Origin of the sequence: Tahibacter sp., from assembly GCF_032229445.1 — a bacterium.
GTDB lineage: Bacteria > Pseudomonadota > Gammaproteobacteria > Xanthomonadales > Rhodanobacteraceae > Tahibacter.
In genome coordinates, this window is sequence record NZ_JAVTWC010000106.1 from 18,556 (window position 1) to 35,246 (window position 16,691).

A 16,691-nucleotide genomic window follows, 5' to 3' on the forward strand; every position below is an offset into this window, starting at 1 on the left:
CGCTCGCCGTCGAGGCGAACCATGCAATCCCGGGCTTTCGCCCACGGCGGAACGCGATGCCGCAGAACACGACGTCTTCCAGCATCGCCGCAAGCTGGCTGCGCGAGGGTCAATTGGTCTTCCAGCCCGGCGACGCGGTGATCCTCCTCGCGCATCGGTTCGGCATGCTTCTGTCTGCCGTGCTCGCAGCAACAGCCGCGACGCCCAGGCGCAACTGTGCGCGCGCGGCGCCGGCATCGCGGTACTCCCCGTGGTCCTGGCCGATGGCATCGACCGTATCGAACGCCTCGACCTGGGTGCCCAACCGGCAGGCCGCGACTCCTGGATCGGCTACCACCACGACCTGCGTCCGCTGGCTCGCCTGCGCGCGATGCTGGATCTGGTGACGGCGCGACCCGCGGAGTGAGCCGGTCGCCCGCACGTCCCCGGCGGCAAACTAAACTGGCTACTATCCCTCTCGACCCGGTGCAACGGAAACCGTCATGGACGCTGCCCAACGGATCCGCATTCTCAGTGTCGAAGATCATCCCGTGTTCCGCGAAGGCCTCGGCACGATCCTCGGCTCCCAGCCCGACATGCTGCTGATTGCGCAAGCAGGCAGTGCGCTGGACGCGATCACCGAATTCCGCCGTCACCGTCCCGATGTCACACTCATGGATCTGCGGCTTCCGGGCACCAACGGCACCGACGCGCTGATTGCGATCCGCGGCGAATTTCCCGACGCGCGGATCATCATGCTCACCACGACCGACAGCGATGGCGAGATCCAGCGCGCATTGCGCGCCGGTGCCGCGGCTTATGTTCTGAAAAGCATCCCGAAGCGCGATCTGCTCGACATCATCCGGTCCGTCCATGCAGGACGGCGGCATGTTCCGCCCGATGTCGCCGCGCGCCTCGCCGAGCACCTCGGCGAGGATGAGCTGACGCGGCGCGAGCTGGAAGTGCTGCGTCTGATCAGCGACGGCCAGCGCAACAAGCAGATTGCCGGCACGCTCGCGATTTCGGAGACAACGGTCAATTTCCACATTCGCAACCTTGTGGACAAACTCCAGGCCAATGATCGCGCGCACGCGGTGATGATTGCGCTGCGACGCGGCCTGCTCCACGTCTGACCGCAACACGACCCTGCGGGAGGCTGCAGGGTCCGCGCAGCCGGCCGCGCCGCGTTGCGCGCAGGGATCCGCTGCGCTGGTCGGGCACCAACCTGGATGAAGTGAGTACCGCTGTGATGCATGCCAAAAACAGTGCCGGCCCGACTGGCGTGATTGCGGTGGGGACGCAGGCCATGAGTACCGCTCTACGCAGGTCCACACGCGGAAATGCCGCCAGCGCAGGAGCGCGTCTTTGCCTGGTGGCCGCGCTTCTGGCCGCCGCCGCTCCTTGCCGGGCGCTGGATCCGACGCGTCTGGTTTCCCAGTACGGGCATACCGCCTGGCGAATTCGCGACGGCAACCTTCCGTCGCAGCCGTTTCCGATCGCACAGACCAGGGATGGCTATTTGTGGATCGGAACATCGGACGGCGTCTTCCGTTTCGACGGCGTGCGATTCGTGCCGCTCGCGGCGCCGGAAGGCACGCAACTGCCTTCGCCGCGTATCCATTCCCTCGCGGCGGCAGACGACGGTAGCCTCTGGATCGGCACGAGCCTGGGGCTGGCCCGCTGGTCGAACCAGACACTGACGGTACTGCCGAACGAGTCGCGCAGTGCGAGCACGCTGCTGCTGGACTCGGCGGGCACGCTCTGGTTCTCGAGCCCGCCGCCGCAGCCCGCGCGCGCGCGCCCGTCGATCTGCCGTGTTTCCGCAGCCGCCATCCAGTGCTACGGAAAAGCCGAGGGCCTCGATCTGGCCGCGGAAACCTGCTGCGTCGGATCGCTCGTGGAGGCCGCCGACGGAGCACTGCTCATCAGCACCGACCAGGCTGTCGTGCGCTGGAAGCCGGGCGAAGCGTCGACGTCGGTCGCTCACTCGGCAAAAGTCAGCGCAGGTGTACCAGGAGTGATGGTGCTCGCGCGCGACTCGCGCGATCGGGTCTGGGTCGGTGTCGATGCACGCGGCCGGGACCTCGGCCTTAATCGGCTGGAGCACGGGGCGTTGAAGCCAGTGGTGTCGCCGGTCGATGGCAGCGCGCTGGCGGTCCAGGCCCTGTTCGTCGACCGCAACGGCACGCTCTGGATCGGCACGCTCGATCAGGGCATCTATCGTCTGCGCGGCGACAGGATCGACCACTTCAAGGCCAGCGACGGACTATCCGGCGATGGCGTGTACTGGTTCTACGAAGACCGGGAAGGAAACCTGTGGGTGTCCACGTCCGAAGGCATGGACCGCTTCCGTGATCTTCCCGTGGCGACATTCTCCCGCCGGGAGGGACTCAGCGTCGATGAGGTCGATTCGGTCATGGCGGCGCGTGACGGCAGGATCTGGATCGGCAGCGCTGATGCGCTGGACATTCTCGACGGCGACGCTATCTCCGCGATACGCACCGGCGCCGGCCTGCCCGGCAACCAGGTCACCTCGCTGCTGCAGGACCATACCGGCACGGTGTGGGTGGGCATCGACAAGGCGCTTTACGTCCATGAGAACGGCACATTCGTTGCGATTCCGGGAGTCGACGGCGGTCCGATGGGATTCGTCTACGCCCTCGTCGAAGACGCCGAGCACACCGTCTGGGCACGCGTTCCGAAGAAACTGGTGCGCATTCGCGAGCGCATCGCACGTGACGAAATGCCCAGTCCTCCGACCAAGCTGGCGGCCGATCGCGAGTCGGGAATCTGGCAAGGCTTTTCCAACGGTGGTCTCGCGCGGAATCGCAACGGCGAGTCACAAACCGTCATATTCGACCGCAAGGCGCCGGTACGCCAGGTGATCGTAGCGCCCGACGGGATGGTGCTCGGCGCCACGGATGAAGGCGTCATAGGCTGGAAGAACGGCGTGCAGCGCACGCTGCGGAACGCCAACGGCCTCCCATGCGAGGCGATGCATGCGCTCATCCTGGACGCCGGCAGCAACCTCTGGCTGTACGCGCGTTGCGGCCTGCTGAAGCTTCCCGCAGCCGAGTTGCAGCGGTGGTGGAGCGAACCGGACGCGCGGCTCGACATCCGGGTGTTCGATGTATTCGACGGTGTGAGATCCGGGCAAGCGCCCTTCCAACCCGCCGCGATGAGCCCGGACGGGCGACTGTGGTTTGCCAATGGCCTCAACCTGCAGATGATCGATCCGGCGAAACTGTCCTCGCCGTCATCCCCGTTGCCGGTGCGAATCGAGGAGATCATCGCCGACGGAAAGCACTATCCGCCCGACCGCGCCGTGGTCCTTCCGGCCAATCCACGCGATATAGAGATCGATTACACCGCGCTGCATCTGGCGGTCCCGCAAAAGGTCCGGTTCCGTTACCGTCTGCACGGCCTGGACGACCGCTGGCAAGAGCCCGGCGTGCGCCGGCAGGCCTTCTATACCGACCTTCCGGCAGGCACCTATCGGTTCGACCTTGCCGCGACGCGGGGCGACGGCGCCTGGAGCGAAGCGGATACGTCGCTGACCTTCGTGGTCGCGGCAGCGTGGTATCAGACCGCGTGGTTCCGGCTTGCCTGCCTTGTGCTGGGTGTCCTGGCGCTCGCGCTCACCTACCAGTGGCGTGTGCGGCAGATCGCGGAACGGGTGCATGCCCGCTTCGACGAGCGCCTGGCCGAGCGCACGCGATTGGCGCGGGAGCTCCACGACACCCTGCTGCAGACCATCCAGGGCAGCAAGATGGTGGCGGACGATGCGCTCGAGGCCACCGATTTCGAGCGGCTTCAGCAGGCCATGAAGCGCCTGTCCGTGTGGCTCGGTGAGGCCGTCCGCGAAGGCCGCGAGGCGCTGAATTCCCTGCGCGTCTCCACGACGCAAACCAACGATCTTGCCGAGAGCTTCCGGCGCGCGAGCAAGGACTGCGCCCTCCACGGCACACCCGAGGTACTGCTGTCCGTCGACGGTCCGGCGCTGGACATGCACCCCATCGTCCGGGACGAGGTCTATCGGATCGGCTACGAGGCGATTCGCAACGCCTGTGCGCATTCACAGGCGATGCGGGTGGTGGTGACCCTGCGCTACGCGACGGACCATCTGTCGCTTCAGGTCGCGGACAACGGTGTGGGCATGGACACGGCGACGGCGTGGACCAAGCAGGGACATTTCGGCCTTCACGGCATGCGGGAGCGAGCGAACCGGATCGGTGCGGCACTGACGATCGCGAGCACCGCCGGTGCCGGAACGGAGATCACCCTCGTCGTTCCGGGCAATGCCATCTTCCACGCCGCACGTGCGCGGCGCTGGCCCCGGCTGAGAAAGGCATGGCAGGCCTGGCGTGAGCCAGGGGACACGTCCGGCCACGGGTGATCCGGTCCGGACGTCGGGCCGGACCTGCAGAAAAGTGCAGGCCGGCTACTGCAGCAATGTGCGTTCCTGACACTTTTACACTTCCATATTCTTCATCGACGAAGTGCGTCGCGACCCTATCAGCCGCGACATCGCATGCTCCGTTCCACGCCCGTCGAGGAGATTGTCTTGAAATCGCTTGCGACCCTGCTGACCCGACTTGCCCGCACCGCACTGATCGTTGCGGCCGTCCAACTCCCTGCCTACGCGGCTCCGCATCCGGCGAGCAGCCATGCGATGGTCAACGGGGTAAATCTGCACTACCTGCGCGACGGCAGCGGACCGGCCGTTATCCTGCTCCACGGCTACGCGCAGACAAGCCGCATGTGGCTCCCGCTGATGGCTGAACTGGCCAGGACGCATACCGTGATCGCACCCGACCTTCGCGGTGCCGGCGATTCGGAAAAACCGCAGGCCGGTTACACCAAGAAGGCCATGGCACAGGACATCCACGCACTGGTGCAGTCACTGAACATCGACCGCGTGAACGTGGTCGGCCACGACATCGGCCTGATGGTGGCCTACGCCTATGCCGCGCAGTATCCCGACGAGACCGACAGCGTCGTGCTCATGGACGCGTTCCTGCCTGGCATCGGCGACTGGACGCACGTGTGGCTGCTGCGCGACCTGTGGCATTTCCATTTCCACGGCGAGACCCCGCTCAAGCTCGTCGACGGCCGCGAACGCATCTACTTCGAACACTTCTGGAACGACTTCGCCGCGGATCCGAAGCACTCGCTGCCCGAGGCCGACCGGCAGTTCTACGCGAAAGCCTACGCACAGCCCGGCGGCATGCGCGCGGGCTTCGAATACTTCAAGGCGTTCGAGCAGGACGCGGCCGACTTCGCGGCGCTGTCGGCGAAAAAACTGGCGATGCCGATGCTGGTCCTGAGCGGCGAGAAAGCCGGCGGCGGGTTCCTCATCGACCAGGCACGCGTGGTCGCTGCCAACGTCGAGGGGGTCATCGTCAAGGGCTCAGGACACTGGCTGATGGAAGAAGCGCCGCAACAGGTCATCCCGCAACTGGTCGACTTCCTGACCCGGTGGCGCGAGGCGACACCATGAACGGTCTTGGCATTGCGCTCTTCGTCCTGCTGATGCCGGCTGCCGCTCCGGCGCCCGGCGTACCTTCACGCGAACGGCTCACCGCGACAGAGATCGACGCCCGCGTCGCGGACGGACCCGGCACCGGAAGTTCTGGCGTCAGCGGTATCGAAACCGTCGTACTGAAGGGCGATCCGTCGAAGTCCGGGCTCTACACCATCCTGCTGCGCGTACCACCCCGCACCACATCCAGGCGCATTCGCATCCGGACGATCGCGTCGCGACGGTAGTGGCCGGCGCATGGCAGTTCGGCTACGGCACGCACTTCGACGAGTCCGCGCTGAAAACCCTGCCTCCCGGCAGCTTCTATACCGAACCACCGCATCAGCCGCATTTCGCGAGAACCGGCGACTCAGGCGCGAGTATCCAGATTTCCGGTTTCGGACCTACCGCAACGGACTACGAAAACCCACGCGATACACCGTTGCCAGCCCGGTAGGCCAACCCGACCACGTGCATTGGATACACACCGCCGTCTGCCGCACCCCGATGCCGGCTGCTCGCAGGTTCACTGCAGAACCGGCACGGCAACCCGCCCCGCTTCCGTCGCCGCACCAGGAGATTTTCCATGTCACCCACGCGCCGTCTTGCTCCGCGTAGCGAAAAAAGCCTGCTCACCCCGGACAACTGCGCCGTCGTCTTCATCGACATCCAGCCGCAGATGATCTTCGGCGTCGCCAGCCACGACCGCCAGAGCATCATCAACAACAACCTCGTGCTGGCGAAGGCGGCGAGAATCTTCGGCGTTCCACTGATCCTTTCCACCGTCGAATCCAGGGCGTTCAGCGGCAACCTCCTGCCGCAGCTGCAGGCGATCGATCCGGCTCAGGCACCGATCGAGCGCTCCAGCATGAATTCCTGGGACGACACGAACTTCGTCGCGGCCGTGAAGAAGACCGGGCGCCGCCACATCGTCGTCGCGGGACTGTGGACCGAGACCTGTGTGGCGCTGCCGACGATTCAGATGATCCACGACGGCTACACGGTCTACGTCGCGGAGGACTGCTGCGGCGACGTCAGTCTGCTCGCGCATGACAATTCGATGAAGCGCGTCGTGCAGGCCGGCGCTCGACCGGTGACCGCTCTGTCAGTGCTGCTGGAATGGCAGCGCGACTGGGCACACAAGGAAACCTACGAGGCGGTGATGGATCTCGTGAAGACGCACTGCGGCGCCTACGGCGTCGGCGTCGAGTACGCCTACACGATGGTGCATGGCGCCGCGCCGACGGCGGTCGCGCCGTATGCCCTGGTCGAAACGGCCTGATCGCGACGAACGCACTACAACGAGCGCGGTACCTTGCCTCGCACGGCACGCACGTCAGTCACGACACCCTTCGCCCCACAAGGAAACGCCATGAGCACGATCACGACCAAAGACGGCACGCAGATTTTCTACAAGGACTGGGGCACCGGCCAGCCCGTCGTGTTCTCCCACGGCTGGCCGCTGAGCGGCGACGCGTGGGAGGTACAGATGATGTTCCTCGCCCACCACGGCTACCGCACCATCGCCCACGACCGGCGCGGTCACGGACGTTCCTCGCAGCCGTGGAACGGAAACGATATGGACACCTACGCCGACGACCTCGCCGAGCTGATAGACACACTGGAACTGACCGACGCGATCCTGGTCGGCCATTCCACCGGCGGTGGCGAAGTGACGCACTACCTCGGCCGTCATGGCACCGCGCGCGTCCGCAAGGCGGTGCTGGTCGGCGCAGTGCCGCCACTGATGCTCAAGACCGCGTCCAATCCCGGCGGCCTGCCGATCGAGGTGTTCGACGCCATCCGCGCCGGCACCCTCGCCGACCGCTCGCAATTCTTCAGGGATCTCGCTGCCGGTCCGTTCTACGGCTTCAACCGTCCGGATGCGAAGCGGTCCCAGGGTCTGATCGATTCGTTCTGGCTACAGGGCGTCGCCGGCAGCCTCAAGGGGCAGTACGACTGCATCAGGCAGTTCTCCGAGATCGACCTACACGGACGATCTGAGCAAGATCGACATCCCGACGCTGGTGATCCACGGCGACGACGATCAGATCGTGCCGATCGATGCGTCGGCAAGGCTGTCGTCGAAACTGCTGCCGAAAGGCGTCCTGAAAATCTATCCGGGCGCGCCGCATGGCCTGGCCAGCACGCATGCCGATCAGCTCAACGCCGACCTGCTCACCTTCATCACGCAATGACCCGACGCGGCGGGCGACAGCGTCGCCCGCCGCTCGCGCGGTCTCATCGGCCACCGGTCCTTAAACCCGCCGCGCCCGTCGTGCATCCGTAACGGATCTCACCCACCCGATCCGGAGCACCCCATGCACCTGCGTCACGCAGCACTCGGTCTGTCACTCGTCCTGGCGACTTTCGGGGCGCACGCGCAACATCCGCTGCCGGCCCTCGATACCGACATGCCCGGGCCGCGCACGCACGTGCTGGTGCTGGGATCGCCGCATCTGTCCGGGATCAAGACGGGCCTCACGCCGGAGCAGCTGCAGCCGCTGCTCGACCGGCTCGCCGCGTTCAAGCCGGATATCGTCACCATCGAAAGCATCGGCGGCGAACAGTGCGATCTGGTCGCGCGGCATCCCGCGGTGTATCTGCCCGAGGACGTAGGTCCGTACTGCGCCAGCACCGAGCAGGCCAAAACGGCGACCGGACTGGAGGTACCGGCAGCCATCGCCGAATACCGCAAGACCCTGCGGGATTGGCCGGCGAAGCCGACACCGGCGCAGCGCCGGCGCCTGTCGGCGAACTTCCTCGCCGCTGGCGAGCACGCCTCGGCGCTGGTGCAATGGCTGCAATTGCCGGCGAGCGAGCGCCACGCCGGCGACGGTCTCGACACCGCGCTGGTCGCCCGGCTGGAAAAGCTGGCCGTCAGCAACAACGAGAGCTACAGCGTCGGCGCGCGACTCGCGGCGCGGCTCGGACTGCAGCGCGTCTACGCGGTCGACGATCACACCGGCGACAACGTTCACGTCGGCGACTCGGAAGCCTATGCCGCCGCGGTCCAGGCGGCCTGGGCTACCGCCAGCGAAAAAGCCAAGGCCAATCGCGCGCGCCAGGACCAGCTGTTCAACGGCAACGACCTGCTCGCGCTGTATCGCTTCGCCAACCAACCCGATGTGCTGCGCACCGCGATCGAGAACGACTTCGGCCTGGCGTTGAGAGATCCCTCGCCGCAGCACTACGGCCGCTACTACGTCGCCGGCTGGGAAGCGCGCAACCTGCGCATGGTCGCCAATGTCCGCGTCGCGTTCGGCGAAAAGCCCGGGGCCAACGTACTCGCCATCGTCGGCAGCTCGCACAAACCGTGGTTCGACAGCCTGCTCGGACAGATGCAGGGCGTGGATATCGTCGATGCCGCCAAAAAACTGGAATGAGAAACGGGAATAGGAAACTGAAATGACGGGAAACCGTCACCGCCGGCGCGCGCAGCAGCACCGCCGGCGGCAACGGTCTGATCTAAGGAAGCTCTGAACAAGTCCTGGAACTATCGCTCTTGTACTCAGCACCAGATCTCCACAACCCCGCCAAACGCCTGCTACGCAGGCATTTGGCCGGTCCGGCCCGTTGGGCGTTCAGAGTGATCAGAACCTTCGGTTCTGAGCGATCACTCTTCACCGCCCTTGACTCAAGGGGGCTCCAGAATCAAATGCAAATATCGACTTGTTCAGAGGATCCCTAACGCCTCGCCGGCAGAGCCGGGCCTCGCTGATTGCCCTACGGCACAACCGAGGAATGGTGGCTCGTGATCAGCCATTCCTTGCCGGTCCAGCGGTAGGCGTAGGTATACCGGGCCAGGATCACTTCGTCGGTGGGGGAAAACCGGAAGCTGTAGAGCCCCGAGTCGACGGCGCGATTGCAGCCGATTTCGATCTGGCGCGGGTCGCCGATGGTTCCGAAAGGTCTTTTGCGCAGGAAGTCGGTGAAATAGGCTTCCTTCTCCGCCCGCGTCACGCGCACCGCATAGGATTGCGTGGGCAGCAAAATCGAGGGCTCAGCGTAATTGTCGGCCACGCGACGCGGGTCGCCCGTCTGCAATGACGCGTTCCAACGATCGAACAGCGCCGCGATCTCCCGTTCCGACGTGGGCTTGCAGGACTCGCGGCGCGCGCCGGATGCGGGGTCGCCCGCAACCGGATTGCCCGCACAGCCGACTAGGGAAGTTGCGATGACAAGCCAGACCAAGGACATCGTCTTCATGAAACGCTCCTGGCAATGAAGGGGTGAGCCGCGGAAAGGACGGGGCGACATCCACGCCACATTCGGCCGTTGCGGCGAGCGGCCGACGAGGCACTCCGGTGTCCTGACAGCGCCCCAGAGCTGCCGGTGCGGACTATGAGCGCCATGTGGACAAAGTGCAAAGAACACCCGTGGCAGTAGCGGTGATCGCGCCACGGGGCAAGACCTCCCCCGCTCCGGCGCCGGCGCCGGACTCGACTCCTTCAACGTCCACGGGCGAAACGGTAGGCTCTGACCGATGCCGGCGCGGGCCGGCAACGTGCCGCCGCGGTGCGGATGCATCAGGCATCAGCCCGTCGCGGCGCACATCATCGACACGGTCAGGGAATCAGGGGTTATGCCACAGCATCCGCAATTTGAAGCGTTCAAGTCGGCCTGGCGCGAGCGGGACTACGCTCGCGCGCTGGCTCACATCGATGCGGTGATCGCCGCGCATCCGCAGGTCGCGTCGCTACTGTGGTATCGCGCGAACTGCCTCGAAAAGCTCGAACGGTATCGGGACGCATTGCTGAGCGTCGACACCGTGCTGTCGCTGCAGCCCGATCACGCGCCGGCTCTGGTCAGGCAGGTGGCGCTGGAGTGGAGCCGCGACGCGCCTGACGAGGACCACGAGGACGAGCAGGACGAAGATCCGACGCCAGCGCAGACGGCCGAACTCGAACGCCGGAATGCCGAACAGCGTCGTCGGCACATCGCCCAGCTGCAGCGCGCGCTCACGCTCGATCCGTCGCTGGCCGATGCCTGTTTCGCGCTGTCGCAATTGCTGCGGCAGTCAGCGGACGGCGACTGGACGGCGTCCGATCCGCAGGCCGATGCCTGGCTCGAACGCGCGATCGCGCTGGAGCCCGACCGCATGGAGTTCCGTGCCGCGCGCGCGGAGATCCACGAGCTTCGCGCCATGCAGGTGCCGGACGATGCACCGGACGACGTATGCGTCACGACCTTCAGCGGCATGAAGTACCTGCGCACCGAACTGGAGGCGGCACTGCGCGAGTTCACGCAATGCGCACAGCTCGACGGTACGCATCGCTATCACCTCAAGGCAGCGAAAGTGCTGCACAACCTCGGGCGCTTCGACGAGGCACTCACGCAGTACGACCTGGCGCTGGAACGGCTGCCGGCCGACGCCCCCCAACGCCCCTATGTGCTGGACGCGCGCGCGCGCTCCGAAAACAATGGCGCCGGCGAACGCGATCAGATGGCCTCGCTGCTGGAAAGCCTGGTCGCGGCAGGCGACCGCAACCAGGATGACGACACCGCGGCGACCGCGCTGCTCGGCGCGGCCCGCGCCGTGCGCAAGGGCAAGACGGTCAGCGAGGCAGTGGCCGCGCGCGTGCCGGAATCGCCCGACGATCTGATGGCCGCGAATATCGCCGAGCAGATCCTCAACGTCGCCTACGAGGACGCCCCCGGACTCGTCGCCGTCGACAGCGCGACGTTTCCGGCCTTCCAGCGCAACTACGCGGCGCGACAGCGCAAGGCGCTCGCAGCGACAGGATTCCGGCACCTCGCCGACGCCGAGGCTGTGGGCATGACGCGCACGCTCGGGCAGCGCACCCTGCTGGGTTTCTACGCCGACGACAGCGGCGCAACCACGGTCGATACGTTTGCGCTGAAACCGAAGTGGCCCGGATTCGTGGCTTTCCTGCTGCTGGCAGTGACGGGAAAGTGGAAGACCCACGCGATGACCGAATGCACCACGCTGTTCGACGACGGCGGTTTCCTCATGACGCAGTATGAGAACCTCTCACCATTCGGTTATGGCGATGCGATCGACATCGAACGGTTGCCGCGCAGTACCGCCGTCGCAGCGCTCGTGGCGCGGCATCGCCAGCGTGTCGCGACCTACATGCAGGCACATCCGCACGCGCGCGCGCTGCCGGCGACCGACCTGGCCGGCATCGAGGCGAACATCCGTCGCGGACAGGCCATCAAGCGCGCATACCGGCAATCCATCGGCTATGTCGCCGACGGCGAACTGCGCACGATGCTTGGCGGCCACTACGACCGCTTCGCCGCGAAAATCCGTCGCAAGCTCGTCGAGCTCGCGCCTGACCGCGAGGAAAGCGCGGTCAACGGCTGAAGCACGCGCGCACGCCGCGCCGGAGACGCGGCGCAATGTGCCATCGGTTGAAACACGTGCGGCTTCGGGCGATACATCGCCCGAAGCCGGTCAATGCAGCGGACTCAGACCCGGCATGCCAGCAAAAGCCGGTTCGAGCCCGCGTAGCACGCGCATCGCTTTCTGCTGATCTTCCGTCGCCAGCGTTTCGAGAAAAGCCACCTCCCCCGCTGCCAGCACCGCGATCGGCAAACCGTCGCGGTACAGCACGCGATGGCCGGGTACGCGCGCGACCTTGTCGCCGGGAAGCACGCTGCCGAGCAGGTTGGCCGGATCGGTCGCGGCTACGACGATCCATTGGCCGCTCGTCGCCTCGCGGCGCACGCGGCGCATCGTCGCGACGGCCTCGGGCAGCGCGAACTGCTCGCCCGGCATGCCGGTGATGAAGCGCCCGCCGCGGATTTCTCCACGCGCCTCGAGGCGCTGGTAGATGCGTACCAGATCGCGCCAGGGCGGCAGCCACGCGGCCTCGCGCTCGAGCAGGCGCCAGCAGATCACCCCGTAGCGGCGCAGCAGCACGCGCGCGGCGTGTTCGAGTTCCTCGGCTTGCGCCGGCTGTGTCGGCACGCGGATCAGCGCCCAGCGCCCCGCATCGCGAATGCCGAACAGCGCGGGCTTGCGACGGCGCTGGCGCGAGCTCGCGCCGTCGCGCTTCGACGCAGGCACGAGCAGCGCACGCAATCCGCCGAAACTGTCGCACTGCGCGCGGCCACGCACGACGAGCGCGGCGAGCGCATCTTCGAGTTCGGTACGCAGCAGACGCGTGCCATCGGCGATCTCGTCGAAGAACGACGCACCGTGTTCGTCGAGATAGTCCACGACCTTCTGCGCGCGCGAATCCGGATCCGTGACCTCGTCGGTGCGCGATGCAAGGCGTGTCCACATCGGCGCAGTCCGCCGCGGCAGCAGCAGGATCGGCGTGCTACGCAGCGAGGCATTGCCGCGCCCTGCCCCGTCGCCGGCGTTCGGCCGCAGCCGCGTCCACAAGGTGCGACCTGCCGTGCACAATTCATCCAGCCAGGTGATCGAATAGTCGCGTACGCGTGCAGGCAGCAGGTCCGCCTCCCACGCGACCGCCGGCGCCTCGAAGCCTTCGAGCTGTCCGAGCACCCCCGCGAGCGCTTCCGGTCCGCGCGCGCGTTCGCCGTCGCTGAGGTGCTGCCAGTCGAACAGGAATCGCTGGAAGTCCCGCGGCGAAACCGGTTCGATCTCGCGGCGCAACTGCTTGAGCGTATAGCGGTGGATGCGCGCGAGCAGATGTCGCTCGCACCACTCGACCGCAGCGGCGTCCGGCGTGAAGCGGCCTTGCATGACGTAGCCTTCGCCCTGCAGTGCCAGCAATGCGATGTCGATTTCCGCTGTCGCCAGTGCGAGCGATTGTGCCAACACCGTCACCTGGGTCGGTCCCAGGCTCCCCAGGCGCGCGCGCAGCAGCTCGCGCAGGGCCGTTTCGCGCGACCACTCGGCCTGCGCGTATTCCTCCGGCACGTCGACCTCGGGCATGCAGGCCGCCGCGGGAAACAACGTACGCAGCAACGGCACCTGTTCCGTCGCGACCCAAAGTATTCGTGTGGACGAAAGCGCATCGGGGACAATGCGGGTCGCGCGGCCGTCGGTGGCCAGTGCCTGCAGCCAGTCGCGCCAGCCTGGGTTGACGTCCACCTCACCGTCGGTGACGACGCCGATGCCGGTCAGCGACTCATGCATTTCATCGGCGTTGCGCGGCTGCGGCCAGGCTTCCTCGCGCACCGCGTCGATCGCGGCCGCGTCGAGCCGGCCGAGTTCGTCGGCCGACTCGGCTTCGCGATACAGGCGGTTCTGCACCGCCTGCGTGCGCCGTTCCTCGAGCGGTGCGTCGTCGAGGAACGCGTACGGTCGCGCGTTGATGATTTCGGCCGCGAGCGGCGACGGCGCCGGCAGGTCGCGCGCGACCACCGCGATCTCGCCGCTTTCCAGCCGTCGCAGCAGCTGCAGCCAACCGTCGGCATCCATGGCCTCGTGCAGGCAGTCGTGCAAGGTCTGCGCGACCAGCGGATGATCGGGAATCTCGCGCTCGCCGACGAGATTTTCCTGACACGCGACCTGGTCGGGAAACACGGTGGCCAACAGGTCTTCGGACTTCATGCGCTGCAGCTGCGGCGCGACCTTGCGTCCACCGACGAAGCGCGGCAGCGCGAGCGCCGTTGTCGCGTTCCAGCGCCAGCGCGCGCCGAACAGCGGCGCATCGAGCAGCGCCTGCACCAGTACATCGAGTGCCGTGGCCGAGTGCAGGTAGCGCGAAACATCGAGCAGCGGGAAGCTATGGGTGGTCGACAGCGACAGGATGATGGCGTCTTCGGTCGCCGCCGCCTGCAGTTCGAAATTGAACTGGCGGCAGAAGCGCTTGCGCAGGGCCAGGCCCCAGGCGCGATTCACCCGGCTGCCGAACGGCGAATGGACGATCAGCTGCGTGCCGCCGGATTCGTCGAAGAACCGTTCGAGCACGATGCGCGACTGCGTCGGCAACGTACCGAGTACCGTAATTGCCTTGCCGAGATAGTCGGTGATCTGCCGCGCCGCTTCTTCGTCCAGGCCGGGTTCCTGCGTGAGCCAGTGCATGGCGGCGGTCGCACCGCCATCGTCGATCGCCGCAGCGACCGTTTCTCGCAGGCGCGATACACCGAACGACAGCTCGTCGCTGCGACCAGGCGCTTCGCCGAGCCAGAACGGAATGTTCGGCGGAACGCCCTTGGCGTCCTCGACGCGCACGCGGCCGGGTTCGACGCGCAGGATGCGATAACTGGTATTGCCGAGCTGGAACACGTCCCCGGAAAGGCTCTCGATCGCGAAGTCCTCGTTCACCGTGCCGACAGTGTGGGCCTCGGGCTCCAGGATCACCGCATAGTCGCCGGTATCGGGAATCGTGCCGCCGGACATCAGCGCGGTCATGCGCGCGCCCTTGCGTTCGCGCAGGCGCTTGTGCACGGCGTCGCGATGCACATAGCCGGCGCGCGCGCCACGGCGCGTGGTGAAGCCGTCAGCGAGCATGCGTACGACGGCGGCATAATCGGCGCGGCTCAGCGCCGCATACGGCGAAGCGCGCCGCACCAGCGCGTACAGTTCGTCCTCGTCCCACTCGCGGCTCGCGGTCTCGGCCACGATCTGCTGGGCCAGCACATCGAGCGGCGCGACCGGGATGCGCAGCGCATCGAGTTCGCCACGCCGCACGCAATCCAGCAAAGCGGCGCATTCGACGAGTTCATCGCGCGACTGTGGAAACAGCCGCGCCTTCGGCACGCCGCCGACCGCATGGCCCGAGCGTCCCGCACGCTGCAGGAACGCGGCAATCGAGCGCGGCGTGCCGAGTTGGCAGACGAGGTTCACATCACCGATGTCCAGGCCCAGTTCCAGCGAAGCCGTTGCCACGAGCACGCGCAGCTCGCCGCGCTTGAGCCGCTGTTCCGCGTCGAGGCGCAGTTCGCGCGAAAGACTGCCGTGATGCGCAGCGACCACCTCTTTGCCGAGCCGTTCGCCGAGATGCCGCGCGGCGCGTTCCGCCATGCGCCGCGTATTGACGAACACCAGCGTGGTCGAATGCTCGCGCACGAGGTCGGCGACGCGGTCGTAGACCTGTTCCCACTGGTCGTTCGACATCACCGCGCCTAGTGGTGTCGGCGGCAATTCCAGCGCGAGATCGCGCTGCTTGCCGTAGCCGATGTCGACGATCTCGCAATCCGGCAGCGTAACGCCATCGCCGGCACCGACGAGAAACTGCGCGACCGCCCCGATCGGCTTCTGCGTCGCCGACAGCCCGACCCTCACGAGCGGTTGTGCGCACAGCGCCTGCAGACGCTCGAGCGACAACGCCAGATGACTGCCGCGCTTGCTCGCCGCGACCGCGTGGATCTCATCGACGATGACCGTGCGCACAGTCGACAGCAAACTGCGACCCGACGCCGAACCCAGCAGCACATATAGCGATTCCGGGGTCGTCACGACGATATGCGGCGGCTTCCGGAACGCCTTCTGCCGCTCCGCCGCAGGCGTATCGCCCGTGCGCACAGCCGTGCGGATCTCGACGTCGGGCAAGCACAGCGCGGCCAACTCCTCGCGAATGCCGGCGAGCGGCGCCTCGAGGTTCAGGCGGATGTCGTTGGATAGCGCCTTGAGCGGCGAGATATAGACGACGGCGGTCTCATCGGGAAGACCGCCTTGTTCGAGGCCGCGTCGGACCAGCTCGTCCAGGGCGGCGAGGAAGGCTGTGAGTGTCTTGCCGGAACCAGTCGGCGCGGCGACCAAGGTATTTCTGCCGGCGCGGATCGCCGGCCACGCGGCGCGCTGCGCGGGCGTGGGGCGGGGGAAGGTTCGTTCGAACCAGCGGGCTACGGCGGGGTGGAAGTGGGCCAGGGGCATGGGCTGATGCTCGCGGGAGCGGGGCCGAGGATAGGCGAAGCAGTGGATATGAGGCTCGTAGCTCGACGCATCAACCGAAGGCGGCTGCATGACGCCGGGCCATCACCCCAGTCTTGAGAGTTCGACCCATTGCACAGAATCCCCGTCTGCCGTTTGTGCCGATCCGCCAAGCGTCATCCTTCCTGCCGAACTTCAACCGGGCAATGACGTGCTCCAAATGGCACCAAATGGTGCCATCCACCAATCAGCACCAAACACCAAATGCTCCAAATGGTGCCATCCACCAACCAGTGCTCCAAATGGTGCCATCTGCTCCAAATGGTGCCATCCACCAACCAGAGAAATCCGACCAGGCGACGCCTGCTCCAAATGGTGTGAAGCTGCCCCGCTATTCCGGAGATCAAGAACGCGAGTGCGTTGGTGTCGTTA

At 66.4% G+C, this 16,691-nt stretch carries 11 protein-coding genes and 1 pseudogene; 9 read left to right on the plus strand and 3 right to left on the minus strand.

Annotation, left to right across the window (positions count from 1 at the left end):
- Positions 1-250 precede the first annotated feature (250 nt).
- From RUU78_RS19235 to RUU78_RS19270, 8 genes and pseudogenes are all read left to right on the plus strand, one after another.
- Positions 251-406 carry a hypothetical protein gene (locus tag RUU78_RS19235; protein WP_313919213.1) on the plus strand — a complete coding sequence of 52 codons (156 nt, stop codon included), beginning with the start codon at positions 251-253 and terminating at the stop codon, positions 404-406.
- 76 nt (positions 407-482) lie between these two features.
- A complete protein-coding gene (locus tag RUU78_RS19240; protein WP_313919215.1) occupies positions 483-1,112 on the plus strand; it encodes a response regulator transcription factor in 630 nt (209 codons plus the stop codon).
- Positions 1,113-1,549: 437 nt separating this feature from the next.
- Complete coding sequence (locus RUU78_RS19245) at positions 1,550-4,375, plus strand: two-component regulator propeller domain-containing protein (protein WP_313919216.1); 2,826 nt, start codon at positions 1,550-1,552, stop codon at positions 4,373-4,375.
- A 168-nt stretch (positions 4,376-4,543) separates the two neighbouring features.
- The gene (locus tag RUU78_RS19250; protein WP_313919217.1) at positions 4,544-5,479 is read left to right on the plus strand and encodes an alpha/beta hydrolase; all 936 of its coding nucleotides are present in this window, start codon (positions 4,544-4,546) and stop codon (positions 5,477-5,479) included.
- Positions 5,476-5,748, plus strand: a complete 273-nt coding sequence (locus RUU78_RS19255; RefSeq protein WP_313919218.1) for a hypothetical protein — start codon at positions 5,476-5,478, stop codon at positions 5,746-5,748. The genes RUU78_RS19250 and RUU78_RS19255 overlap by 4 nt, the downstream gene beginning before the upstream one ends.
- Positions 5,749-6,086: 338 nt before the next feature.
- The gene (locus RUU78_RS19260; RefSeq protein ID WP_313919220.1) at positions 6,087-6,782 is read left to right on the plus strand and encodes a hydrolase; all 696 of its coding nucleotides are present in this window, start codon (positions 6,087-6,089) and stop codon (positions 6,780-6,782) included.
- Between the two features lie 90 nt (positions 6,783-6,872).
- A pseudogene (locus tag RUU78_RS19265) lies at positions 6,873-7,698 on the plus strand (alpha/beta hydrolase).
- A gap of 123 nt (positions 7,699-7,821) precedes the next feature.
- Positions 7,822-8,886, plus strand: coding sequence for a DUF5694 domain-containing protein (locus RUU78_RS19270; protein ID WP_313919222.1), 1,065 nt, complete (start codon positions 7,822-7,824; stop codon positions 8,884-8,886).
- Positions 8,887-9,226: 340 nt separating this feature from the next.
- On the opposite strand, the gene RUU78_RS19275 is transcribed toward RUU78_RS19270, so the two are convergent.
- Positions 9,227-9,709, minus strand: a complete 483-nt coding sequence (locus tag RUU78_RS19275) for a DUF4440 domain-containing protein (RefSeq protein ID WP_313919223.1) — start codon at positions 9,707-9,709, stop codon at positions 9,227-9,229.
- A gap of 376 nt (positions 9,710-10,085) precedes the next feature.
- Between RUU78_RS19275 and RUU78_RS19280 the strand changes: the two genes are divergently transcribed.
- Positions 10,086-11,831: a tetratricopeptide repeat protein gene (locus tag RUU78_RS19280; protein ID WP_313919225.1), complete on the plus strand. Its 1,746-nt coding sequence runs from the start codon at positions 10,086-10,088 to the stop codon at positions 11,829-11,831.
- 90 nt (positions 11,832-11,921) lie between these two features.
- On the opposite strand, the gene RUU78_RS19285 is transcribed toward RUU78_RS19280, so the two are convergent.
- Together RUU78_RS19285 and RUU78_RS19290 are read right to left on the minus strand one after the other, a co-directional pair.
- A complete protein-coding gene (locus RUU78_RS19285; RefSeq protein ID WP_313919227.1) occupies positions 11,922-16,262 on the minus strand; it encodes a DEAD/DEAH box helicase in 4,341 nt (1,446 codons plus the stop codon).
- Positions 16,263-16,435: 173 nt separating this feature from the next.
- Positions 16,436-16,691, minus strand: a 256-nt coding sequence (locus RUU78_RS19290; RefSeq protein ID WP_313919229.1) for a hypothetical protein, incomplete at its 5' end; no start/stop codon positions are given.